Raw genomic sequence first — 24,438 nt, 5'->3', positions numbered from 1 at the left:
TTTAAATTATTCGCTCTTATCATATCATAGGGGCTTGGAAAATCCTAAATTTAAGGTAGCAATCGTAGAAAAACAAGCCTATTTCACTATAGTATTTTTGAGTGTGCCAATTTTCTCAATTTCTATTTCGATGGTGTCCCCCGGCTTGAGAAATTTAGGCGGGTTAAAGCCTTTCCCCACCCCCGCCGGCGTCCCAGTTGCGATAATATCACCTGGTTCAAGAGTTAGTCCCCTTGAAAGATCCTCTATCATTTGCTCTATCGAAAAAATGAAATGGCTTGTATTTGAGTTCTGGCGGACTTCATTATTCACCTTTGTTGTAACATTCAAATTCCCAGCATCTTCGACCTCATCGGCCGTTACAATCCACGGCCCGATCGGACAAGAGCCGTCAAGGCTTTTACCAAGAAAAAATTGCTTGTGCCGCTTCTGAAGGTCCCTGGCGGTAATATCATTCAGAATGGTATAACCGAATACATACTCAAGAGCATTTTCCTTTTTAATGCCCGTTCCCCTTTTTCCGATTACAACGGCCAATTCCCCCTCATAATCAAGCTGATCCGTCAGTCCGGTATGGGAAGGAATCTCCGCATCCGGGCCAATAACGGCGGTTGGAGGCTTTGTAAAAACCATAATGTGTTCCGGAATATCCTCAGGACCTCCCATTTCAATCGCATGGTCGGCATAATTTTTGCCCACGCAAAAAATATTCTTAACGGGCCTCGGGATTGGCGCAAGCAGCTTTACTTCCTCGAGCGGAACCCATAAACCCCTTCCTGTTTCATCCGTTTCCGCCCATTGGGCAAGGTCACGGATTTGATTGGCGGTGTCGCTGCCGGCGTTAATAATTTCGAGGACACTTTCAGGAAAATCTCCAGCAGAACCAAACCTTACGGCTGCGGCTTCTTTTAGCGGTAAAACTGACTGTATGCCTGTATCTACTAAAACAGAAATAGTTTCATCGTGTAGAAGGATGGTGGCTAGTTTCATAAGAGTGGTTGCTCCTTTTGGAATGATTTTCTTTAGTATACAGAAAACCCCCTTCCTCTTTAAAGGAAAGGGATTTGTGTCTAGCATTTTAAAATCCTTTCATGAACTGGATAACGACTGGGCCGAGGAGGACAATGAAAAGGCTTGGAAAAATAAATAGGACGAGTGGGAACAGCATTTTAATTGGCGCTTTCATCGCTGCTTCTTCGGCACGCTGTTTTCGCTGTTCTCGTACTTCTACCGATTGGGCGCGAAGCACTTGGACCATTCCGATTCCAAGCTTTTCCGCCTGAAGAATGCTGCTAATAAAGTTCTTGACTGCATCCACGCCTTCCAGCCTGTCTCTGATTCCCCCTAAGGCTTCCCGGCGAACTTTCCCGAGCCTCATTTCCTCTAACGAGCGCTGAAACTCGTCAGCAAGGACGCCTTCTTTTTTTGACACGAGCTTGCTGATCGCGGCGTCAAATCCGAGCCCTGCTTCTAGGCTGACTGTCAACAAGTCCAGTGTGTCGGGCAATTCCTTTAAGGCCATTTTCTCGCGAGCCTTCGTTTTTTGCTTTAAGTAAAAATGCGGCATGAACGCGCCAAATGCCAATCCCGCAAAAACTGCGAAGAAAATAGCTGATGAACCCAACTTTATTAAAGCGGCGTAACCCGCAAAAAAACCTGGGATCAATACGGCAGAGGCTGCCTGGAAAAGACGGAAATCAACCGGCAACATACCAAACGGATTCCCAGCACGCTGCAGTTTTTTCTCAAGCTTAGCCTCTTTTTCACCTGGCATCCTTTTTTTAAAGCTTTTTTTAAAATCATTGACGATTGGCTTGAAAAAACGCTGATAAAAGGAAAGCTGCTCTTCTCTTTCCTTGTCGGACTCGTCGCTGTCCATTTCTCCAGTAATATAGACTGCTACACGTTTTTCCACGGTTGACTTTTTTGATGGTTTTGCCATCAGCAGACCAATTATAAAAAGCATAATCGTCAAGAAAAATGAAAGATAAATCAAGCGCTACACCTCAATCTGCGTTATTTTCCTAATAAAGATAAAGCCAATAACGCTGGAAGTCACACCGGCTGCCACCATTCCCAAGCCTACTGGATGAGTAAACAAAGAAGAAATGAACTCCGGCTGAATGAAATAAAGAGCGATCCCAAGAAAAAACGGAAGAAGGGCGATGACCATTCCTGACATCCTCCCTTGGGCTGTCAGTGTCTTAATCTGGCGCTGGATTCTTGTTCGATCCCGAATCGTTTCGACTATTTTTTCAAGAACCGTTGCCAGATTCCCACCCACTTGCCGCTGGATCAAGATGGCCTGAATCATTAAATCCAAATCCTCACTCGGCATACGTTCCTTTAGTTCGTTTAGGGCCTCTTCTATACTGCTGCCATATTGCATCGATTTGATGACCGACTCGATTTCTTCCTTTATAGGAGAATCCGCTTCTTCCGCGACCGATTTCAGCGCTTGAGGAAAACTGAATCCAGCCCTAAGCGATCCAATAATCGTTGTAATCATATCCGATAAGCCTTCATTAAATTTCTCAATTCTTTCTTTTTCCTTCTTTTTCAAAATAAAACCCGGAAGTAAATAACCGAAGATTGCACCTGGCACCGCCCATATCCAGTGAGTAAACAACAGGACCATCAAAATGCCAAAAAAACCAGTCGCTATCCATTGGAACAATACATATTCATCCGGTTTTAGCGGCACTCCTGATCTCGCCAGCGTCGTTTCGAGTTTATTATTTTTCTTTTTCGTAACAAGCTTTTTAGTGAGGTTTTTGCGCGCTGACGCGTAACGTGCAAATAGATCAAGATCCTTTTCGTTTACTTCCACGTTCTCTGGGGAAGCCAGATACCGCTCAATCCTTTTTTCAACCGTTTGGCTACGGGAAAAGAAGGTTTTAAATACTGCATAGAATAATAGAAAAGAAGAGAATAGCACGAGTACCAGGAGAATCAGCTTCACCGTTAGCCCTCCCTTTCAATGAACACATTAGGAGGAATATGAATCCCTGAATTCTCTAGCCGCTCATAAAACTTAGGCCGCACGCCGGTTGGTACAAGCCTTCCAATATATTTTCCGGCTTCATTTACACCGGTCTGCTCATACACGAAGATATCCTGGAGAACAATGACGTCTCCTTCCATCCCCTGGACCTCAGTAATATTTGTTATTTTCCTCGAACCGTCCTTGAGCCTGGACTGCTGGATAATGACATCGAGTGCTCCCGATATTTGTTCGCGGATGGCTTTGATGGGAAGTTCAACTCCACCAAGCAAAACCATCGTTTCAAGCCTGGAAATCATGTCCCGGGGTGAGTTGGAGTGCCCTGTTGCCAATGAACCATCATGGCCAGTATTCATCGCCTGAAGCATGTCCAGTGCCTCGGCACCGCGGACTTCGCCAATGACGACCCGGTCCGGACGCATCCTTAGCGAGTTTCGAACGAGATCCCTAATTGTAATGGCGCCGTTACCTTCAATATTAGGGGGCCTAGATTCTAGTGAAACTACATGGTCCTGGCCTAACTGAAGTTCAGCGGCGTCCTCAATGGTAACAATCCGCTCGTCATTCGGAATAAAGTTCGATAAAACGTTAAGTGTTGTCGTTTTTCCTGATCCCGTTCCTCCGCTGACAAAAATATTCAGCCTCGCTTTTACACATGCATCGAGAAATACCGCCATTTCCCTTGTAATGGTTCCAAAATTAATCAAATCCTCAATCTGGAAAGGATCTTTTGAGAACTTACGGATGGTAATCGTTGGGCCGTTTAAAGCAAGCGGCGGAATGATTGCATTTACCCTTGAACCGTCCGGAAGCCTCGCATCAACCATTGGCGAGCTTTCATCAATCCTTCTACCGATTGGCGCAACGATTTTTTCAATCACGTTCATGACGTGCTCATTGTCGCGAAACGTAATGTCTGTCAGAATCAGCTTCCCTTTTTTTTCACAGTAAACCTGATTGGGTCCATTGACCATGACTTCCGAAACGTCTTCATCGAGGAGAAGCGGATTGATCGGTCCGAATCCTGTCAAATCATTAATCAGTTCCTCGACGACCATTTTCCGGTCCACGATTCCCCGAAACGAATCGTCCTCTTTAATTGCTTCCATCGCCATCCCATCAAGCTTTGGAATGATTGTCTCCACTTCTTCATCCTTGAGCTCCTGGAGGATTCGTTTATGAAGGACACTTTTTAATTCTCGCTGCTTATCTGCCTGCTTCTTGCGGATTGGCTCAATCACTTGTTCCTTAGGAAGTTCAATTGGTTTAGGGTTTTCTGCCTTTTCAGTCTCAAGGGTGACAACTAGTGAGTCGACAGGAGCCTGAACCGGCTGTGGCTGTGGTTGTGGGCTGCCAGCGGCTGCTTTGTTTTTTTGGTTAATACGGTCGAGAAGTTTCACTTAGAGACTCCCCCTTTTCTTCTTTTCCAAGGAAATAAGGAAAATGATTTCCCCTTCTTCCTAATGGCTTTTGTGCTGGAAACATTAGATCCAATCATCTCGGCCATTTTAAATACGGATTTCGAAATCTCTGATTTGGAATGGCTTATGACAAAGGGGGTGCCCATATTTAATGATCTTGAGCAGATTTGGAAATCATTCGGTATAAAAACAGGCGCCTCTTCCCCGAGAATTTTCGCCCCGTCCTCTGCTTTAATAACGCTTTCCATATTCGCCCTGTTCAGGACAACTCTCACTTTGTCCCGCAGGCCGAGAATACCTAGAGTCTCCAACAGGAGTTTTGTATTTTTCATTGCTGCCATCTCAAGTGTGGCTACAACTAAAATTTCATCCGCTTTTTCAATCAGATTTAGCGTATGCTCATTTAACCCGGCGCCTGTATCGCATACAACGAAGTCATTTTTCAGCAAAAGCAAGTTAACCATCTTAGAAACGGCTTCCTTCGTGAGCAGGTCTGCAAATTCAGGACGGTCAGGCGCCGGCAGGACGCGAACCCCGCTGTTGTGGCTGCTCATGTATTCCTCAAGCCTATCTTCATCAAGTGAAGTGATGCCCTCCATGGCCTCTTTAATAGTAAACGTATGCTGAAGGTCCATTGCCAGGGATACATCGCCGAATTGGAAATCCCCATCTAGAATCGCAACAGAGTTGTTTCGTTTAGCTAATGAAACAGCTAGATTGACAGAAAGGATTGTGCGGCCGATACCGCCCTTAGCACTGCAAACGGCTATCATTCTGCCACGGGTTTCCGGAGAGTTTTTTTCTATTGTTGTCATGTTCTCTTATACCCTCCCAAAAAATCTTTCTAATCAATTAGCCCTCGTTCTCATTCTCCAACGGGCTTCCATCATCGTTCATCGCAGGCCTCGTATGGAGCATAAAATGAATGTTTCCTTCCTGCGAGGAATGAATGAGTTTAAAGGCATCCTGAGGCGTTAATTCTAACGTTACGGTTGTGTACTCCTCCGGCTGTTCGCCCTCTTTTTTCTCTTCCTCAGGAAGAGAAATCTTCCGGCCAACCGCAAGCACTCTTGCCTTTTCAAGAAGTACTTTAGTGTTTACCTTTGGTTTATCGACTTTCGCTTCCTTGTCTTCTTTTGAAAAAATGACATCCACCCAGTCTTCCGCTTCAATGAGATTGGATACGGACTGAGGGAGGTTGACCGATACCGTAACGGCCCGATACCCTTCCCTTACTTTGCGGGAAACGTAAATGGTTTCATCCTTTTGGGATAGAAGGCGATGGGCGAGGATTGGTTCACCTTTTTCAATTTTGGACCCGGCCAGCTTCCCTTCTGCTTCGGAAACAGTTTTCATTGCTTTCCAAGAAATACTTTCTTCCGGAACTTTAATGACTTCCAATTTTTCAGCCGTAATTTTTTCATTTTTATTAATGACATCTTTTGCGACAAGTATTTCAGCCATTGGCACCGCTGCCCCGGAGGCTGATTCGGATTGATCGACTTTGGACATGTATTGGAAGAACAATGCTGTTGTAATGATGCCCATCACGAGTGACAGCAGCAGTACTGTTTTTGACTTCATGTTTTATTTTCACCTACTCACTCTGTTAACCGGATGCTATAGGCTCCTTTATCGGGACTTCCTTCTTCATAAAAACCTGTCCCTGGCCATTTTATGAACATGCCGGTGATGGATGTATCGTTGCTGCTCATTGGTTCTGTAATATAAAAATAGGCAAATCCAGTGACTTGCACTTGCTTCATTTGGTTTGAAGTTTGATTATATGGCTTGTAGACAGGGATAAGAATCACTCTTGAGCAATTCCTGTCATTAAGTTCTCCAGGAAGGTACGTACATCCTTTGACAAGTTCATTGACGACAGAGATTGTTTTACCTGCGATATTACCAGTCTCCGTATTAATAATATCGCCTCTTTTAATCTCCTCCTGATACCCATTTCGGAGAGTTTCTTCATACGTTTTCGCGCCAGACCCGGCAAGAGCCAATACACCAAAGTTCCCGCTTGAAGATTCATCTGTTTTAAGTTTGTAAACTTTATAGAATTCCAGTTTGATACTTTCATCAATACCTAGCGGCGCAGCTCCCACAGCCCGTCCCATCGGTGCCAGCGACGCGGCGGCCGAAGCCTTTACATTCACAGAATCGAAACCAAAAAGACCCGCAAACGTAAGTGGCGTTTCTTTAGAAAGAGCCACCCGGACCTTTACATCCTTCATGATTGATAGATTCTCCAAACTAGTGGGTTCCTTATGGGCTGCCAAAATATCATTCACAATCTTGGATACCTTTGTTTCTGAATTCGTGAGTTCCTGGGCTCCCGACAGCGCGGCTGCATTTGCAACCTTCTGCAGCTTGCTCTTTGTCATATAGAGCATACTCCCATCGATTACGAGCCCTGCCATACACAACATAGCAATCATAGCCAGTGCAGCAAGGACAATCGCACTTCCATTTTCATCCCGACCGAATTTTCCCACCTGCATCCCTCCTTACTCAACCCGGATTGTGGAGTCAGTTTCGGCATACAGCGGTGATGGAAAGACTTTTGATAACAACGGAGTATATAATTTTAACGGATATTTCAGCTTAACTTTCACATAGTCTCCTGATTTTCTAGTTGTACCAGGTGGAGTGATTTCAACAATTAGCTTGCTGGAATCACCAAGATGCACATAGTTTCTAGCAAACGCAGTAATCTCGGCATCCGACTTTCCTAACCCGCCTTTCCTGACGGTTTCCTGTGCGGCCATATGGAGGTGGGCATAGGAATAAGTGATCCGGCCGAAGTCTAGTATTCCAACGATTAACAACAATAAAAGTGGCAAAACAAGCGCCGTTTCCACTAGTGACTGGCCGCGCTCGTCTTTTCTCATAGCGGCAACCCTGCCCGGAAGAATTGGATGGCTGCTCCGGCGGCGATCGCGACGCCGTAGGGGTAGGTAGTCTTCATGGTATCTTTATCGAAAAAAAACGGTATCCTTAATCCGTTCACTCTTCCTACTAGAGAGAAGAATAGATTCTTTATAAGTTGTTTAGGACTTTTTCTAAAAATAATAATGAGCAAAGCGAAAATGCCTCCAGCAAATGCCATATATATAGCAGAAAAAGCAACAAACTTTGCCCCCATAAGTGCACCTATAACAGCGAGCAACTTTACGTCACCTGCGCCCATTCCCCCCATAAAGTAAGGGATCAATAAAATTCCCAAACCAACCAATGTACCGAGGACCGTTGATGCAAGCCCCGACCATCCGCCAGTTATCCCATTCACTACGAATGCAAGCAACAGAAAAGGAAATAGTACTTTATTGTAAATTTTGCGCTCCCTAATATCAGTAATGATGCATATCAACAATAATAGGAACAGCATTATTGTATTAATCATGGCTACCCTCTTTTCTAGCCGATGTTATTGATTTAAAAAAGCCCCACGTTTCAAAGCAAACGCAAGGCTTAATCCGTAGGTCAAAATTCAAACTTGAAAACATCATTTTATTGCCGGTAAATTTCCCCGAGATTTAGGGAAAGACATTACTTATTAATTTCCAGCGTTTGTAACTGCAGTTGTAGCCTTTGTGAATAATTCCTCTATTTTTCCACGGAAAGTAATTAGAACTCCTACTACCCCAATCGCAATAACTCCCAATACCAAACCGTACTCAGTCATACCTTGTCCTTGCTCTTCAGTTAGTAGTGCTTTCATTTTTTTCATCATGTTTGATTGCTCCTCTATATTTTATTTGTTATATTTGATCGATAAACAATGTCCCACTTTCATGTCCGTATTCCTGATGGTTCCGGCGGGCAGCTCCAGTACGGAGGTAGCTTCGCGGCGGATTTTCCCAATCTTGGAGGGCATGAAGTTTTCATCAATGCCGACGATTTTGTTTTTTCCGTCCAAGTACACAACATCAATCGGATAGTTCATGAAGAATGTATGGATGGATTGGCAGGGCTGTATGAGCAGGCCGTGTCCTGCGGGCAGATTTTTTGTGAACATCAGGCCCTTCAGCCTTTTGAAAAAGCTGTCGGCCCTGTTGACCGAATCTGCGATTTCCGTCCCGGTCGACAGATTCACGACCTTCAACCTTCGTCACCTCCTGGAAAATAAAAATGACCCCGCCTTTACCGAAAGCGGGATCATTGTGAGTACACACCTATGATGCGCCCTGATCTTTCGGTAACTGGCTGGCGTAGCACATAAGTGCCTTAGCCCCTGTAGCTTTGCGTCACTGATTTTCATCAGCTTTGCCTTTATCGAGATACAGTGCCATTTTTTGTCGACTGTTCTCTTACTCACATCATAGGTTTTTTATGGGGGTGTGAATATAGGCCTTTATTATCATTTTTACCAAAAATAACTAGTGCTTTATTACCATTTTTATCTAAAAAGCGTTTTAACCATCGAAGGCCGGGTAAATATAAAAGTTTTCTTCTCCTCATACTTTTGCAATTTTTGAAGCAATTTCGGAGCTTTCATCCTGTTAAAGCCGGCAACCCACATAGCGAATTCCCAATCAAGCCTTTCAGGGCATCCCGCCCCCATATCGAACCTTGTTTTTCCGTGATATTCAAGCCTTCTCTTTACGATTCCATAAAGACAGCGGATAGTTGAATAATGGAGAAAAATGACGGTGTCTGCGCGTTCAAGCCTTAGTTCCATTGTGCCGCTATAATTCCCGTCAATAATCCATTCTTCTTTTTTCATTATTTCTTTTTGCAACTCAATGAATTTATTCCGTTCCATTGGCACCCAGCCCGGCTGCCAAAAAAGTGAATCAAGATGATAAACCTTTATTCCAAGCCTTTCACCAAGTTCTTTTGCAAGCGTGCTTTTTCCAGCGCCACCGCTTCCGATGATCATAATTCTTTTCAAGCAACTTCCCCCTTTACCATCTGTTGAAGTTTCAGATAGGTAAAGCTTCTCCATACCCATTCAAGAGGTCCATAGTTAAACCTGCTTAGCCAAATACGGCTTCCTACAGCTTGTGCAATAAAAACAGCCACTACCAGCACTGTTCCGGTTAAAACTGAAACCTTGCCGTAAAGCCCGGCCCCATAACCGTAAAAAATTAAAGTGGAAATGAGTGATTGCAGTAGGTAGTTCGTCATCGACATCCTGCCAACATTGGCAAAAAAACCGGCTAATTCCTCTCGTCTTCGGACAGACAGAGCGATTAACCCTCCATAGGCAATTGCCAGTAAAGGGCCGCCGAAGAAGTCCTGGAAAAATTCAGCACTGTAGCCTTCCCAGCCGTAATACGGCAAACCTTTTATAAGAAAACCAGCTGCCAGAGCGGATCCGGAGAAAACCTTTAATTTTCTACGGTGTTTTCGAATGTCGGCAAGCCAATTTAATTTTGCCACCCCTGCCCCTATCAAAAATAGCGGCAGCAGAGAAAAGAGTAAAATCGGCGCTGTTTCCCAATTGTTTGATTCGCTCCACTCCCAGACTCTCATTTTAGTTATCTCAGAAAAGGTTCCGCTGCTGTAGACTTGAAGAGCGGTTTTTGCCTGCTCATCATTAAACATGGCCGAACTTGCGTCCAATCTTGACATGTCGGCCGCCAGCAAAAGCAATCCTAGTAGAAAATTTGGAATTATGTACATCATCAATCCGGTAGCCATGAGTGCCTTTCCACTCAATCTCAGAAATATTAAAGCTAGTATACCGATGCTGGCATAGGTAATTAATATATCCCCAGGCCAGATGAGGAAGGCATGAACGATTCCAACTATGAGAAGGAACGACAGCCTTCTGAAGGCAAGAGCAAAAAAACTCCCCTTTTTGCCGGCCGCCCGTACCATCATCAGCATGAGCCCATAGCCAAACAGCATGGAAAACAGCGGGTAAAAGCTTGCCTGGGCAAAAAAATCAATCAAAATATAGACTACCCGGTCAATGCCTTGATTCCAGTAGTCCAACGGGTCAATGATCATATAGGGTGAATGAAAAGACAGCATGTTCACAAGATAAATTCCGAGGATCGCCACTCCCCTCATTACATCCAAAGAAATGATCCTTCCCGTATTACTTATGGGCGTCTGCTTTTCGACCACTCCATTAACCTCCTCTCTATATGAATTTCATTTTCTCATCTTTTTCCAGTTCATACATCCTGTAATTATATTAAAAATAATCGCGTTCTGCACCATTCAGTCCAATATTTTTTAAATGAACGGCTCACATCCGTTTTAAGTTTACATACGATAAAAGAAGAATAAGTCTAAAGGGTGTCTGCCATGCCAGCAATTGTAGGAGCAGTACAGGTTATTGCATTAGGAACCAGTGCTGTTTTCAATATTGGGGATGTGTACAGTCTTTCTCCTATTTCCAGTGCAAAAACGTTCTCGGGTGCCGGGTCATTCAATACCGGTGAAGCCGTTCATAACCTGAACCACCTAAGCTCAACAAACGTGTATGATACAGATGGAATTGACCAGCCAATCGCATTTAATGTTTAGAGAGGTGGCTGCCATGAATTTTTATATCCAGCAAACGATCCAAATTCAGACAATCCGAATAGGAGGAATATCCAATTCCTCTGTGTTCCAGATTGGCAGTGCGGGGATTATCAAGCCCGCGGCCTACCTTTCAAATACTGGCGGATTTACAGGCCCAGCCCCGCAGGCACAAAAACCATTCAGTATTCCCACGCCCGGGGAGGGTGGTAAGCTTCCACTGTTTGAAACCCCTGCTGTCCCTTTGTGAATAATCTATTTTCATCGGGCGGTTAAAAGAGGTGCAAGACATGGATTTTTATCAAACGATTCAATGGTTGACTGGGCAGCTGCATGTATACGGACAAAGGATCGCAGCTCTTGAGAATGCCCTTCGCTGTGCAGAGGAAGAAATTCAAAAACTAAAGGAAAAGCCCCCTATTCAAGTTGGAACCATTCAATATAAATTTGATCAGCTGAAGGTAGAGACACTTGAGGGAACTTTAAGCATTGGCTTAAATCCGCAAGATCTCCAGGGGATTGAAGATTTTGCCGTCCAAAATGGCCAGCCGGGCACCCCGCTCCCTCCCATTGAGATGATGCAGCGAAGCTTAAAAGTGGAAGAGTATCTCAATGCCTATATGGATTCAGAACTGCCGGCTTTCATTTCAGCTGCCGGAGAAAAGCTTGGCCTGCAGCAGCCTGAAGCATATTTATCATTTATCAAAAATGACATTAAAAAACAGCTTCCCGGCAGAATAGAGAATCACTTACGAACTACACATTCATCTGACACAGATGAATCAGCCCTTGAAAAAACGGCAGCTGAGCTCAAGAAAGAAATTGAAAATGGAGTTCTTGCCTTTTTAACCAATCTGCCTGGAACAGTGAAAGGGGAACCAAAATGAATTTCCACATCTATAACAGAGAATTGTCCGTAGGCAGCATACGGATTCTCGGCGTGTCGAGTTCCTCAATCGTACTTGTCGGGGATTCGCAAACCATCCAGCTTGGCTCCGCTTTTGATACTCCTGCCGAATCATTGATTGTCGGCCCGTTTGTCCCCTTAGCTTCAGGAGGCTAGTTACATGCTCCAGCGACTTTCCGTAGTGGACTCTGTCATCGTCAAGTCCGTGCTGTTTTCCTCTACTATTCAAATTGGCGATAGTTCCAGAATACATGGTTTTTCCCGAGCAATCGCTTTACAACGCGAAGCAGAAATTTTTTTCGATGAAGAAGGAGATTTTAACCAATTTAAAGTTTTTTCTGAACCAATATTCATTCCTCCCATCACCGAAAACATTACAATTGCACCGTTTCAGCTGAATCCTGTCATCAAAGTAGGAACCCTTGAAGTAACTGGCCTATCAGCTGCCTCCATTGTCCAGGTTGGCAGTACCCCAAAGATTGCCATGGAGTCGAGGATTATGCATATCAGGCAGCTGCAGCCACGATGAGCAAAACTTATTTTTGCAAAAGAAAGGCGTGTTTTTATGCCGGCATTAATTGGACCGGTCAGTATCCATAACGTCAGCGGCGGAACTGTCCATTTTGGGGATTCGCTGAATGTATCGCCAAAGAGCACCGCAAAGACTTTTCTAGGGGCAGGCGGCGCTAATACAGGAGTGTTCATTGCAACCGGAAGTGGGATTAGCGGAACAAATGTACTTGATACAAAACTCCTTGACCAGCCAATGACCGGAAATAAATAAAAAGACATGAACCGATGTTGAAACCGGTTCATGTCTTTTTGAATTAACAATCTTCCTTTTCTCTAGCTATCCCTTTCAAGTTTCAGAATATGGGCACCGTCAAAGAAGAACAGATAACGCTCATTGACGCGGCGCTTCCAAATTTTCTCCAGCGCCCTCGTGTACAGTTCTATTTGGAGCCTGTAACGGTCCTCCAAAATAGGAGCCGCCCCTTCAAACCCGCTATAGAAACGGCCAGTAATCTGATCCGATTTGAAATCAATCATGACGAGGCCATCCTGATCCTCGAAAAGGCAGTCGATAATCCCCTGAATGAAGATTTGCTCGTTTTCATCCTTCCAATCCGGATACACTTCCTTCGAGGAAATGGATGCGGTAAATGGTACTTCCCTGTAGACTTTTTTTGCTGACAGAAGCCTTTGGCCAAGATCTGACTGAAAAAACGTAACGATCAGGTTCGGTTCAATGACTTCCATCTGCTCCTCAGTCAGGAGTTCGGCTTCGACCATTTGGCGAACGAGCAGTCGGATAGAGTCCTCGGTGATTGGCGCTGAAAGGTCAACGTGCTGCATGACAGCGTGAAGGGCAGTTCCCCGCTCTGCGGGACTAAGGGCTTTTTCCTGCATGAACCTTGGCCGGTCCAAAACTGTCTTTCGGGCCTTTTTCACAAGGTCCGTCCCGCTTTCCTCATCCGCCAGTTCACGGTTCCGTTTCATATCCGAAACCGTCTGCTTCGCCCTGTGGCTCGCAGCATCCTGGAATTGGTATTCCCACGTTAGCCTCTCAATGACTTCCGCTTCACGGGGAGATGTTTCTGCTACCGGGCGGAGATCCCTCACAACCTCCAACAGTCCGTCACTGCCGGAACTTTCCTCCGATTCTAAGCTGCTGATTTCTTCCGCATTCACCATTGTAACCTTCCAATGTGATTCATCTCCGAAAATTTCAGCCGGGATATGAACACCTTCCGCCCCACCTCTGAGGATGCCGCAATCCTTATGCCGGAAGAGCGCCGGTCCGATCCAATCAACATATCCGGCTGCCGCGGCACGGTCGGCATCTTCAAGCAGCCAGCGCGGGTGAGTTGCGAAATCTTCCCACTGGCTGAGTTTTTTATCCGCATCCTTCAAGGTGGCGAGCAAATACAGTTTTTCTTTTGCCCGGGTCATCGCCACATATAGGACGCGCATTTCCTCAGCAAGCATTTCCATCCGTTTCTTCCGCTTGAAAGCAAGCTGCGGTAACGAAGGATAGGCAATTCGCTTCTCGGGATTAATATACTTTGTTGCAAAACCAAATTCCTTATCAAGCATATACGACTTCCGGATGTCCATCATATTGAAACTTCTGGCGATCCCCGCGATGAAAACAACCGGGAACTCCAGCCCCTTGCTTGAGTGGATCGTCATGATGCGGACAACATCCTCTTGTTCACCAAGCGCCCTTGCCGCACCAAGATCATCGCCGCGGTCCATCATCCGCTCAATGAAACGGAGGAAGCGGAACAGTCCCCTGAAAGATGTTTCCTCATATTGCCTGCCTCTGTCATATAAAGCGCGGAGATTTGCCTGGCGCTGTTTTCCGCCGGGAAGCCCTCCTGCAAAATCATAAAAACCCGTATCGCGGTAAAGCTGCCAAATGAGTTCCGACAGCGACCCTTGCCGCGCGAGTGTTCGCCAGCCCTCCAGCTGTTCGGTGAACCGGCAGACTTTTTCATGCAAGCCTTCCCACTCAGCCGGCGCGTTTTTTTTGCAAAAAGCCATGACGCTGTCCCAAAATGCCCCTTTTTTATCCTGGAGTTTAATGATTGCCAGCTCTTCTTCATCAAGTCCGACAATCGGTGATCTGAGTACGGCAGCCAATGGAACATCCTGATAAGGGTTGTCGATCATCTTTAGCAGCGACATCATGATGGCTACTTCTGTTGCCTGGAAATAGCCGGTTGAAAGGTTGGCATAGATCGGCAGCCCCTGCTGCTTGAATTCCTCCATAATTTGCGGCGCCCACGTCATGGACCGAAGCAAAATGACGATGTCCCGGTAGCGTACTGGTCTGGACGTTTTTGTTTTCGCATCATAGACAGGTTGGCCCGACGAGATTATTTCTTTAATTTTTGCGGCCATTGTCCTCGCCTCAAGCTGGGATTGTTCAAGTTCTTCCGCATCGAGTAGTTCGCTGTCTGTATCCGTTTCGGCATCATCCGGCTCGGAATTTCTCCCCTGGTCAATCATAATTAATTCGACCGGAAACGGTTCGGCAGGATAATCGGCCCCCAGCCTCAGTTCGGCATCCTCGCCGTATTCAATTTCACCCACCTGTACTCCCATGATCTGCCTGAACAGATAGTTGGTCGCATCAAGGACTTCCTTTCTGCTTCGGAAGTTTCTGGCTAAATCGATCCTTAGCCCTTCCTCGGGAGCATCCTTTGAAAAGCGATTGTATTTACCAAGGAAAAGGTTCGGTTCTGCTAGCCTGAATCGGTAAATCGACTGCTTTACGTCGCCCACCATGAATAGGTTGCCAACCTCACCGGAACCGCCTGATACAAGTTTCAGAATCGTTTCCTGGACCATGTTCGTGTCCTGGTATTCATCGACAAGCACCTCGCGGAATTGATCTCGATAAGACAAGGCTGCGGCCGATGGGAGTAGATTACCTGCTTCGTCCTCATTTTGCACAAGAATGTCCAGGCAATAGTGTTCGAGATCAGAAAAGTCAACAAGGCCCTTTTCCTTCTTTGCCGCTTCGAACCTGTCCGAAAATTTCCGGACGAGCCCGGTCAACGTTTCAATAACCGGTTTCATTTCCTCCATATCGTGAAGGAAGCTTTCTGGCTTTCTTGAAAAAAGTTCTGAAGCAAGCCCGTTAACAATCCTTTTTACCTTATCCCGGTACTTGCCTGCCTTTTTCTTTAATTCTTCATCGCATTGGCCTTTCCTGATTGTCGCGGCTCCTGCGAACTTGATGGACTGCATGGCTGTATAGAGCGATTCCCACGAATCATTGGCAGCAGCGAGCAGACCGTCAATCAGGTGGATGTCACTTGTAAAGGCATCCGCATGCGCGGCTGGCCCATCAGGAAGCTTCGCCACTTCCAACGCTTTTTCGGCGAATTGCCTCGCGCTGTTCAGCTGCAGCTGGATATCAAAAAGCAACGCATCAATAAAGGGCAGTTCTTCTATTTTTTCCATCCCGGATGTATCGTACATTGACACAACTCCATCAAGGTATTTGTCGGGATTCGGGTTGGATCTGGCAAAATCGTATAATGCAACCGTAATTTCCTGCAGTGCTTCATCATTTCTGTCAGAAGTAAATGTGTCAACGAGACGGAAAAATGGCTCGTTGCCTTTTGTCCCGTATTCCTCCTCGAGGAGCGCATCCATGACCTCATCCCTTAAGAGCTGGGCTTCTGTTTCATCGGCTATTCGGAAACCCGGGTCAACGTCAATCAGGTAGTAGTATTTCCTGACTACATCAAGGCAAAAGGAGTGAAGAGTCGAAATGGACGCTTTGTTCAGCAGGCTTAATTGCCTGCGCAAATGGCGGGATTCCGGGTCATCGTTAATTGCTTTTTCCAGCGCTTCTCCAATGCGGTTCCGCATTTCCGCGGCAGATGCATTCGTAAAAGTAACGACGAGGAGTTGGTCAACATCGACCGGATCATCAGCCGATACGATTTTCCGGATCATCCGCTCAACCAGGACAGCCGTTTTTCCCGAACCGGCAGCGGCTGCAACGAGAATATCCGTATCTTTTGCCACGATGGCCTTCCACTGGTCACTTGTCCATTTAAGGCCGTTTGGCATTGGCGGTATGAGCACTTTACTCATGTTCCAGGACCTCCTTTCTGATCAGTTCGAGCGCTTCGCTATCATTTTGCGGGGCGAGCCTGCGGTAATCGCTGCCCTCAATTGACTCGTCAAATTGGCAGACTGGCTTAAATGAACAAAACGTACAAGGGTTTTTATCCTTCAGCCTGTACGGGTCAATCCCAACTTCCCCGCTGACGATGGCGTTACCGGTATCCTCGTATATCTTTCGGACAAACTTTCTTAAATCTTCAATTTCCGAGGCCGTAGCCGTCTTCGATGCTTTCGTCAGTGAACCGTCTTTTCTAAAACCGGCGGAAATGATTTGTGAATTCCCGCTTTCCAGGCTCCGATCCATTAGGCGAATGACATCTTCGTCTTCAAGGACGAGGCCGCTCATTTTAAATTTTTTGAGGATTTCCTGTTCAATTTCCTCTTCTGAAAGCCGCTTTACTGTATTGATCATCGGGTTATGGACATGGAAATAGAAAACCCCCGCCGGATCCGCCTGCTTTTCAACAAGAAGGGCAGAGTTCGAAATCGCAATATCGAGATAGGTCAAAACCTGCAGGGCAATTCCGTAATACACTTCTGAAAGGTTCAGGCCTCTGCTGCTTGACTTATAATCAATGACTCGCAAATAGAGTTCGCCATTTTTCCCTTCCCCGCTGTCAATCCGGTCGATTCTGCCGGCAAGTTCCATTTTGCAGCCGTTTTTCAGTCTGAAGGAAAGTGGTGGCAGCTCTCCGCCCCTGCCAAAACCGACCTCAAGGCCGACAGGTTCAAACTCACTTAATTTTGAATGCTCACTAAGCACGATTGAAGCTCTCGTAATGATTTGCTGCAGCTTTCTTTTGATATAGTGATGCCTTTCCGAGCTTAATAGAATTTCATTCTGAAGCCGAGGCGCAATGGCTTCAACTGCCTCCCTTGCCAGATTTTCACATTCCTTCCTCGACAAGCCTGCCCAGGAAATATTCTGTTCGTTTACCGTGTCAGCAATATATTTCAGCGCGGCGTGGAAAAGTTCGCCAATATCTGGCGCTTCAAGCTTGTAAATCTGGCGGTCACGCAATTTCAAGCCATGCTGGACATAGTGCGAGAACGGGCAGCTATTGAATAATTCCATCCGTGAAACACTGCCCTGAATGTCCTCTCCATATAGTTCACTGGCAATCTCTTCTGGAAGTTTCACTGTCCTGTTCGTATAGAAAAGACTTGACAGAACCATTCCAGCCTTGCTTCTTAAAGCCGGGCTGCCCGCAAAAAAGTTGTACACATCCCACCAGAAAGAATAGATGGGATAGTTCCTCTGCTTTTGCTGAAGCTGTGACGTCAGGAATGACAAGGCTGTTCCTCTATTGCTGACAAAAGAAATCTGCTCTTCCTCATTCAAATCAGCTGGGTCGGAGGAAGCTGCCGCTTCCTTGCAATCCGGGAACAGGTCTTTCATTCTCTTAATATAAGTTGACGGGATGAGTGACTTCCCTTCCGCATTGGCAAGCGGATAGCTGACGTACAGCGCATCAGCTGGCGTCACGAACGCCTTGTAGGCAATAAACTCCTCATCAAGCAGACGCTCCGTGCTTCCGGGAGCTATGTTAAGTCCAGCAGCCGAAAGCATCCCCCTTTCCGTGTCGCCAAGGATGCCATCCTCCCCAATTTTCGCCGGAAGAACCCCTTCGTTCAAACCTACAACAAACGCAACCTTCACCTCTGCAAGGCGTGATTTATCAAGATTCGCAACCATCACTTGATCAATCGCAGGCGGGACGAGGGAAAACTCAAGTGATTCAAGCCCAGCGTCGAGAATGGACGCAAATTGCTTCGGGGCCACTTCCTCTTCGCCGAGCAACTCAACGAACTGATCCAGCAGGTCGATAACAGCATTCCACACTTGGCTGTGCTCGCGCCCTTTGATCAGGTTACCTTCCTCCTCCGCCTCTGCTTTCCATGCTTCAAGCTTTGCGGGGATATCCAGTTCTTCGAGGAGCAAATAGACCGCTTCACACATCTTTCTTCCTGTAGCGGCTTTTTTTAGTCTTCTCGACAGCCTCATCAGCGGTGTTGTAATAACAAGCCGCAGCTCGTTCAATTCCTGCTCTGTCCTGATTTCTTCGTCGGTCTGAACACTGGAGACAAATTCCAGGCCTCGGATTCTCCGGTATTTCCAGCCCTCTTTCCCTGTCCACTTCCGTCCCTGAATTCCATGCGCGAGGACATAATTTTCAAGCTTGTCCATCTGCCTTCTCATTCTTGCTGTATTGCTGGCTGGTGGAAACAGAAGCTCTGTTTTGACAGCACGGAATACAGGTTCATAGCGCCAGTGCCCAATGACTGTTTCAAGGGCGGAGCGAATCAGTTCAACGAGCGGATGATTGAGCATTGTCCTCTTCTGGTCTATGAAATATGGAATCTCGTAATCATAAAAAACAGGTTCAATAATTTCGTGATACTCCTTGCCGTTCCGGATCAGAAGGGCAATATCCTTGTATCTGTACCCTTTTTCCCTTACAAGCCTCCGGATTTCCCTCGCAATCCCTTCAATCTCCGCCCGCCGGTTGACAGCCTCAATAACCGTGATAGCCGTTTCCCCTTCAAACGCCTTGGCGGGCCTTGAGTCAAAATTGTCCTCAAGAGATTTTAGCGAATCGTTCGTCCAGCGCATTTGGCCTTCAAGTATAAGCGGTTCTTCCATTTCAACCCTTTCGTTCCTAGCAAGGTCGAAAAAGTTCTTGCACGTTTCACCCGACATTCTGAACAAATGAAGTTCATCAGGATACATGTCCCGGCAAGGTTTATCGAGGGTCAGTGTGACCGTCACCCTTTTGCATACCTTCAAAAGCTCCGCGATGACCCGATATTCCTGCGGGGAAAAACTATAAAAACCATCGATGTATACCTCAGCATCTTTGAGATAGGCCGAACTTACAACTTTTTCGGCAAGAAGGCCGAAATAGTCGCCGGAGTTAAGATACTTACCCGACACCGTTTCGTCATACTGTTTATATATAATTTCAAGGTCGTGCATCTTATCGGCGAGCGCCTTGTCACCTTTGCCAGTACCGTCGATCATGCCGCGGCTCTCGGCAAGCTGTTCCGGTTCGATGCAGTACCGTTTAAATTCAGTGAGCATTTGTTCCACTTGCTGGATGAATCCATTTTTATCGGCCGCGCGCTTGAATAGCCGCAATTCATCCTTCTTCTCATCAATGATCTTTCGGATGAGCATATTCAGGCCTGCTTCACTTAGGTGATAGCGGCTTGCTCCTCCTGTCTCTTGCAGGATCCGCCAGCCAAGCCGGGAAAAACTGAACACTTGGGCACGGATCATCCCGCCGATCGTTTCATCTGTGGCCAGCCTGTATTCTGACAGGAACGTCATTTGTTCAGGGACGAGATAAATGATGGCCGGGCCTTCGGGACTGTCAATCAGCCGGCTTTTGATTTCTTCAATACACGTAAGCGTTTTTCCGCTTCCGGCCCTTCCAATCAGCATTCTTAATGACATTCAAGTACCCTCCGTCCTTCTACTGCATATCTTTTATTTTACCACAAAAATGGGTACAGATGTTTGCCTAAGAATGGTTCAGATTTTACCTTTTTACATAAAAAAACCCTGAGTGAGAGGTGTCAGGGTTTTTTACGGTGAGAAGGCTACGTCTTTAATTGGCCAGTAAAGGAGGTTTACTTTTCCGACGACTTCTTTGGAGGAGATGAAGCCGAAATGCCGGCTGTCCCAGCTTTCAAGTCGGTTGTCCCCCATGACGAACAGTTTCCCCTCCGGTACAGTCTTTTCTCCTGTTAGCTCCTCAAGGGTAAAAGCTCCAGTAAGAGAAATGGCAGGCGTTCTTTGCCTGTAAACTTCAAGGTAAGGCTCGTCAAATTCCCTTCCATTTATAAACAGGCGATCATCCCGGTATTCAATCTTATCTCCCGGAAGTCCGATAATTCTTTTTACGTAATCCTCTCTCTTATTGGCATGAAAGACAACGACATCAAACCGGTCCAAGTTGCCGATATGATAGCCAATCTTATTGACAACAAGTTTATTTCCATCCTTCAAAGTTGGCATCATCGACTCCCCTTCGACGACATAATTGGCGAAGACGAACGACCGGATCAGAATAAAAATAATGATGCCTACCATAAAGGCCTTTGTCCATTCAAATGCTTCTTTTTTCCATCCTTGCAAACATACCGCCCCCGGACATTTTCATTCGCGTTTTTCTGTTGCAATTGTCAATCTCCGTTCGATTTGCTTGCCGGCCAGCCAAAGGAGAAAGATAAGCAAGATCATGACCAACGTCCTGATCGGCTGTGTAAAAAGTGACTTTAAATCGTAGCCGATAAAGCTGATAGTAAAGATCATTACCATCTTGCCCGCAAGGACCGCGAGCATATACTGCTTAATGCTGACCTTTGATAGACCCGCAACGATATTGACAACCGCAGATGGTGTAAACGGGAAGCACAGCATAAGAAACAACGGCCCGAATCCGTGGCGTTCCACCCAGTTCATCAGCCTGCGGACGGCAGGATGCTTTTGCAAAAACGAAAGGAAACGCCTTTGGCCATAACTCCTGAAAATCGTGAAAACAAGCATGGCACCGACACAGGCACCGAGCCATGAATAGAGAAACCCGAGCCAGAGGCCGAATGCACTTGCGTTTGCCATCACAAATAAAAACAATGGCAAAAACGGCAAGAAAGCTTCCAGCATCGGGAGAATGATACCCGGTAATGGACCGAATGACCTGTACTCCTGGATGAGGTCCATAATATTGTCAAGTGTAAACAGTGATTTCAGAAATTCAGTATCCATACGGATCTCCTTATTGCAACTTCTTTTTTTATATCCTTTTTCGGGCGGTTTTAATCTTTAGGAAGCAAAATATCATCATTCTGTAATAAAGTGATGGAGGGCTTGCCTGTTTTTATAAATGTCGATTGCGAGCACGGCGCCTTCTCCGCTAATTCTTCTGTCAGTGTAACTGCCATTCACAGGGATGCGCAGCGATTGAATCGATTCCCTATCTTTTCCGATGAAATCTTTTGCCATAAAAAGCATATCATTTGTCTCCATATTTGTATTAATAAACGGAACAACAATCCCAATTAATTTAGGGAGCTTGGGAAGCTTTTCGAAACTGGTGATGTCATTGGCGACTTTCTTTACCACTTTCTGCTGGCGCTTTACCCGGCCAAAATCGCCTACTGCGTCATGACGGAAACGTACGTATCCGAGCAAGTGGGCACCGTCGAGCCTTTGAAGCCCTGGTTCAAGCCGCACCCCGATATTTTCGCGCATCGGCTTCTCCACTTCAATTTCAACTCCCTCAGGAAACGCCTCGTCGACCAGCTGGACAAAGCCTTCAAAGCCAACAATCGCATAATATTGAAGATCAAGGCCGAAGTTTTCCTTAATAGCCTGCCTCATTAAATCCGGGCCCCCGATTGCAAAGGCACTGTTAATTTTATGCTTTCCATAGCCAGGAATATCGACATAGCTGTCACGCATAATGGAAGTCAGCTTGTATGTCCCTTTCGCCTGATTGTAATGGGCAATCATAATTGTATCTGCCCTCGCACGCTCACCATGGCGGGAATCACTTCCGAGTAAAAGGATATTCGTCCCGCCATACTCGTCTTTATTACCGTTAAACGTGTATTCAGTCTTTGGCTGATCACCAATTAACTGCTCCGACTGCCTTACCCCTTGCTTGTATTGATAAATCGTATATCCTCCTAAAGCCGCAATGAAAAGGACCGCCACAGCAAGCACGCGCTTCCATTTGTGCGTTTTCCTTTTTCGCCTTTCTTCATACCTCATTCGCATCCCATCCAATCCCGTATAGTCTTCCTTTCTTCATTATGTTTCCCCAATTCTGATACTAAACAAAAAGAGACAAGGTTCAGGGAAAGGATGGCAAAGCAAAGGCCGCACGACGGCGGCCTTTCAATCTGATTCAGTTTAATTTTTCAGCTGTAAATGCTCATCAAACCAGTCAACGATGAAGTTGAGCCGGTCAATTCTTAAATTCGGCCTGCCGCTCCTTGAAAGTTCATGGTTTTCTTCTGGGAAGCGGACGAACCTCGTTTCCTTTTTTAGCCGTTTAAGGGCAATGAATAGCTGTTCCGCCTGCTCAATCGGACAGCGGTAATCTTTTTCGCTATGCAGAATCAACAGCGGAGTTTCAATGTTTTGAACATAAGCAAGTGGCGAATGCTTCCAAAGCCTATCAATATCTTCAAGCCCCGCGCCAATTTGCCATTCCGTGAAATAATAGCCGATATCGCTCACCCCATAAAAGCTGAGCCAGTTCGAAATGGAACGCTGGGTGACAGCGGCCTTGAAGCGGTTCGTATGGCCGACAATCCAGTTTGTCATAAAGCCGCCGTAGCTCCCGCCGGTGACCCCAAGCCTTTCCTCATCAATAAAATCATAGGTTTCAAGCGCATAGTCGACTGCCTTCATCAGGTCACTGTAATCACCGCCTCCGTAGTCGGAACGGACCGCATTAACGAATTCCTGTCCGTAGCCATGGCTGCCACGCGGATTAATGTAAAGAACGGCGTACCCTTTTGCGGCAAGAATTTGAAACTCATTCATATAGGCATTTCCATACATCGCATGCGGGCCGCCATGAATTTCAAGAATGAGTGGATATTTCCCCCCTTCTTTAAACGCTGTTGGCCTCATAATCCACCCGTTCAGTTCGACGCCGTCCTCCGCCTCGAAACAGATTGCTTCCGGGATGGAAAGGGATTTATTTTGCAAAAATGTTTCGTTTACAGATGTGAGCCTTGTTAATTCCCCGTCCGTTATCGATAACAGATACAGATCACCCGGCTCGTCCGGCCTGCTGATTGCAACAACTGCCCGCTGGCTTTTCGAGTCCAAAGACAGGCCATACACATATTGATTGTCAAGCAGGGCCGGGTACAATTCGCCATCGGTATTCCCGTAATAGACAACCGTGTTTCCGAGGTCGCTTGCGATAAAATAAAAGCTCCTGCTGTCATCGGCCCAGAGGATTCCTGGCTCGGTTGCGCCCTGGAGAAAGTCAGCGGCCATCACGGAACCAACCGTGGCGTCTAGCTCTTCCGTTACACATGAGAAGAGGCCGGATTCCTTATCGTAAAGCCATATTCTTGAAAGCGTCGCATTTTCAAATTCCCTGTTCTTGCCGGTAAGGGCGAGTGTCCGACCGTCCGGTGACCATGAAGCATCCACGAAGTAGTCCGTTTTTGACTCAACTTTTTCTATTTTGCCACTTTCGACATCTATAAAACAAAGGTCCAGCCTGAAGGAGTCGTCCTTGTCTTCCGTCGTGAAATCCGCTCCGGCAGCAATTGTTTTTCCGTCTGGAGACCAGCAATGGAGATGATAATCATTTTCTCCATCTGTCAATTGGGTTACCTCACCCGTTTCGACATCAGCCACGGCGATTTGTTTGTATGTACCTTTCCAAAAACCGGCTGCGTCTGATTTGTACTTCATTTTTTCGACGACGAGCGGTTCCAGCTTCTCTTCTTTTTTCTCTTCTTTATCGGTTGCCTTCTTTCCTGCCTTCACTGTTACCTGAAAAGCAATTTTCATGCCATCCGGCGACCATACCAGAGTACCGGCTCCATTCGGCAAATCAGTCAGTTTTCTGGCTTCCCCACCGTTTGCATTCATAAGATAAATCTGATTTTTGCCTTCCCTATTGGAAATGAAGGCTAACTTCGTCCCATCCGGTGACCAGCGTGGCGAGTGGTTTTTCTTTTTGCCAAAAGTCCATTGGACAGGTGCTGTTTGGCCGTCGGTTTTAACCGTGTATAGATTAGAGTAATATTCCCCTTTTTCCCGGCAAATCGCAGTTTCCGTAAAGGCACAGAGCGTACCGTCCGGTGACATCTGCGGGTCCGCAACGGACTTCAGTTCGTATAGATCTTCTGCTTTCATTCCTTCCAACCCCATTTCTTTCCCACCTTCATAAAATAGCTCCTAAACTATTTCGACACCAGAAATAGTTTTT

25 protein-coding genes and 1 riboswitch are annotated in these 24,438 nt (G+C 46.2%); of the genes, 6 read left to right on the top strand and 19 right to left on the bottom strand.

Features of this window, described 5'->3' with window-relative positions:
- Nucleotides 1-78: 78 nt before the first annotated feature.
- From D1B31_RS00430 to D1B31_RS00370, 13 genes are all read right to left on the bottom strand, one after another.
- On the bottom strand, nucleotides 79-990 hold the full coding sequence (locus tag D1B31_RS00430; protein ID WP_118918785.1) for a fumarylacetoacetate hydrolase family protein: 912 nt from the start codon (nucleotides 988-990) through the stop codon (nucleotides 79-81).
- Between the two features lie 88 nt (nucleotides 991-1,078).
- The gene (locus D1B31_RS00425; RefSeq protein WP_240035095.1) at nucleotides 1,079-1,942 is read right to left on the bottom strand and encodes a type II secretion system F family protein; all 864 of its coding nucleotides are present in this window, start codon (nucleotides 1,940-1,942) and stop codon (nucleotides 1,079-1,081) included.
- 57 nt (nucleotides 1,943-1,999) lie between these two features.
- Entirely contained in the window at nucleotides 2,000-2,962 is a 963-nt protein-coding gene (locus tag D1B31_RS00420) for a type II secretion system F family protein (RefSeq protein ID WP_118918783.1), read from the bottom strand.
- Between the two features lie 2 nt (nucleotides 2,963-2,964).
- The gene (locus tag D1B31_RS00415) at nucleotides 2,965-4,266 is read right to left on the bottom strand and encodes a TadA family conjugal transfer-associated ATPase (RefSeq protein WP_118919198.1); all 1,302 of its coding nucleotides are present in this window, start codon (nucleotides 4,264-4,266) and stop codon (nucleotides 2,965-2,967) included.
- Nucleotides 4,267-4,400: 134 nt separating this feature from the next.
- A complete protein-coding gene (locus D1B31_RS00410; protein WP_118918782.1) occupies nucleotides 4,401-5,240 on the bottom strand; it encodes a CpaE/TadZ family protein in 840 nt (279 codons plus the stop codon).
- 37 nt (nucleotides 5,241-5,277) lie between these two features.
- Entirely contained in the window at nucleotides 5,278-6,009 is a 732-nt protein-coding gene (cpaB, locus tag D1B31_RS00405; protein ID WP_118918781.1) for a Flp pilus assembly protein CpaB, read from the bottom strand.
- 17 nt (nucleotides 6,010-6,026) lie between these two features.
- On the bottom strand, nucleotides 6,027-6,932 hold the full coding sequence (locus D1B31_RS00400; protein WP_240035094.1) for a pilus assembly protein TadG-related protein: 906 nt from the start codon (nucleotides 6,930-6,932) through the stop codon (nucleotides 6,027-6,029).
- Between the two features lie 6 nt (nucleotides 6,933-6,938).
- Entirely contained in the window at nucleotides 6,939-7,322 is a 384-nt protein-coding gene (locus tag D1B31_RS00395; protein WP_118918779.1) for a TadE/TadG family type IV pilus assembly protein, read from the bottom strand.
- A complete protein-coding gene (locus tag D1B31_RS00390) occupies nucleotides 7,319-7,834 on the bottom strand; it encodes an A24 family peptidase (RefSeq protein WP_118918778.1) in 516 nt (171 codons plus the stop codon). Before D1B31_RS00390 ends, D1B31_RS00395 begins: the two co-directional genes overlap by 4 nt.
- Nucleotides 7,835-7,987: 153 nt before the next feature.
- Nucleotides 7,988-8,164 (bottom strand): Flp family type IVb pilin, encoded by a 177-nt coding sequence (locus tag D1B31_RS00385; RefSeq protein WP_118918777.1) that lies wholly within the window; start codon nucleotides 8,162-8,164, stop codon nucleotides 7,988-7,990.
- A 21-nt stretch (nucleotides 8,165-8,185) separates the two neighbouring features.
- The gene (locus D1B31_RS00380; protein ID WP_240035135.1) at nucleotides 8,186-8,527 is read right to left on the bottom strand and encodes a DUF192 domain-containing protein; all 342 of its coding nucleotides are present in this window, start codon (nucleotides 8,525-8,527) and stop codon (nucleotides 8,186-8,188) included.
- Between the two features lie 98 nt (nucleotides 8,528-8,625).
- Nucleotides 8,626-8,712: riboswitch (cyclic di-GMP riboswitch) on the bottom strand.
- Between the two features lie 118 nt (nucleotides 8,713-8,830).
- A complete protein-coding gene (locus D1B31_RS00375; RefSeq protein ID WP_118918775.1) occupies nucleotides 8,831-9,325 on the bottom strand; it encodes a DNA topology modulation protein in 495 nt (164 codons plus the stop codon).
- Nucleotides 9,322-10,509: a DUF418 domain-containing protein gene (locus D1B31_RS00370; RefSeq protein WP_240035093.1), complete on the bottom strand. Its 1,188-nt coding sequence runs from the start codon at nucleotides 10,507-10,509 to the stop codon at nucleotides 9,322-9,324. Before D1B31_RS00370 ends, D1B31_RS00375 begins: the two co-directional genes overlap by 4 nt.
- A 183-nt stretch (nucleotides 10,510-10,692) precedes the next feature.
- Here D1B31_RS00370 and D1B31_RS00365 point away from each other — a divergent pair, with 183 nt between their 5' ends.
- The 6 genes from D1B31_RS00365 to D1B31_RS00340 are packed head-to-tail and all read left to right on the top strand — an operon-like array spanning nucleotide 10,693 to nucleotide 12,602.
- Complete coding sequence (locus tag D1B31_RS00365; protein WP_118918774.1) at nucleotides 10,693-10,914, top strand: spore germination protein; 222 nt, start codon at nucleotides 10,693-10,695, stop codon at nucleotides 10,912-10,914.
- Nucleotides 10,915-10,927: 13 nt separating this feature from the next.
- Nucleotides 10,928-11,161, top strand: a complete 234-nt coding sequence (locus tag D1B31_RS00360; protein WP_118918773.1) for a spore germination protein GerPB — start codon at nucleotides 10,928-10,930, stop codon at nucleotides 11,159-11,161.
- Nucleotides 11,162-11,201: 40 nt separating this feature from the next.
- A complete protein-coding gene (gene gerPC / locus D1B31_RS00355) occupies nucleotides 11,202-11,798 on the top strand; it encodes a spore germination protein GerPC (protein ID WP_118918772.1) in 597 nt (198 codons plus the stop codon).
- On the top strand, nucleotides 11,795-11,974 hold the full coding sequence (locus D1B31_RS00350; protein WP_118918771.1) for a spore gernimation protein GerPD: 180 nt from the start codon (nucleotides 11,795-11,797) through the stop codon (nucleotides 11,972-11,974). Before gerPC ends, D1B31_RS00350 begins: the two co-directional genes overlap by 4 nt.
- A gap of 4 nt (nucleotides 11,975-11,978) precedes the next feature.
- The gene (locus D1B31_RS00345; protein ID WP_118918770.1) at nucleotides 11,979-12,347 is read left to right on the top strand and encodes a spore germination protein GerPE; all 369 of its coding nucleotides are present in this window, start codon (nucleotides 11,979-11,981) and stop codon (nucleotides 12,345-12,347) included.
- Nucleotides 12,348-12,383: 36 nt separating this feature from the next.
- Complete coding sequence (locus D1B31_RS00340) at nucleotides 12,384-12,602, top strand: spore germination protein (RefSeq protein WP_118918769.1); 219 nt, start codon at nucleotides 12,384-12,386, stop codon at nucleotides 12,600-12,602.
- A gap of 62 nt (nucleotides 12,603-12,664) precedes the next feature.
- Here the strand turns inward: D1B31_RS00340 and addA are convergent, their stop codons facing one another.
- From addA to D1B31_RS00310, 6 genes are all read right to left on the bottom strand, one after another.
- Nucleotides 12,665-16,435, bottom strand: coding sequence for a helicase-exonuclease AddAB subunit AddA (addA, locus tag D1B31_RS00335; protein WP_118918768.1), 3,771 nt, complete (start codon nucleotides 16,433-16,435; stop codon nucleotides 12,665-12,667).
- Complete coding sequence (gene addB / locus D1B31_RS00330; RefSeq protein WP_118918767.1) at nucleotides 16,428-19,925, bottom strand: helicase-exonuclease AddAB subunit AddB; 3,498 nt, start codon at nucleotides 19,923-19,925, stop codon at nucleotides 16,428-16,430. Before addB ends, addA begins: the two co-directional genes overlap by 8 nt.
- Before the next feature lie 132 nt (nucleotides 19,926-20,057).
- Nucleotides 20,058-20,609 carry a signal peptidase I gene (gene lepB, locus D1B31_RS00325; RefSeq protein ID WP_275670680.1) on the bottom strand — a complete coding sequence of 184 codons (552 nt, stop codon included), beginning with the start codon at nucleotides 20,607-20,609 and terminating at the stop codon, nucleotides 20,058-20,060.
- A 21-nt stretch (nucleotides 20,610-20,630) separates the two neighbouring features.
- Complete coding sequence (locus tag D1B31_RS00320) at nucleotides 20,631-21,239, bottom strand: TVP38/TMEM64 family protein (RefSeq protein ID WP_118918766.1); 609 nt, start codon at nucleotides 21,237-21,239, stop codon at nucleotides 20,631-20,633.
- Nucleotides 21,240-21,314: 75 nt separating this feature from the next.
- Nucleotides 21,315-22,247 (bottom strand): LCP family protein, encoded by a 933-nt coding sequence (locus D1B31_RS00315; protein WP_118918765.1) that lies wholly within the window; start codon nucleotides 22,245-22,247, stop codon nucleotides 21,315-21,317.
- A gap of 141 nt (nucleotides 22,248-22,388) precedes the next feature.
- Nucleotides 22,389-24,380 carry a S9 family peptidase gene (locus D1B31_RS00310; protein WP_240035092.1) on the bottom strand — a complete coding sequence of 664 codons (1,992 nt, stop codon included), beginning with the start codon at nucleotides 24,378-24,380 and terminating at the stop codon, nucleotides 22,389-22,391.
- Between the last annotated feature and the right edge of the window lie 58 nt (nucleotides 24,381-24,438).

Source organism: Neobacillus notoginsengisoli, assembly GCF_003515685.1.
Taxonomy (GTDB): Bacteria; Bacillota; Bacilli; order Bacillales; family Cytobacillaceae; genus Bacillus_D; species Bacillus_D notoginsengisoli.
Note: the sequence above shows the minus strand (reverse complement) of the source record. Positions and strands in the feature narration are given on the sequence as shown.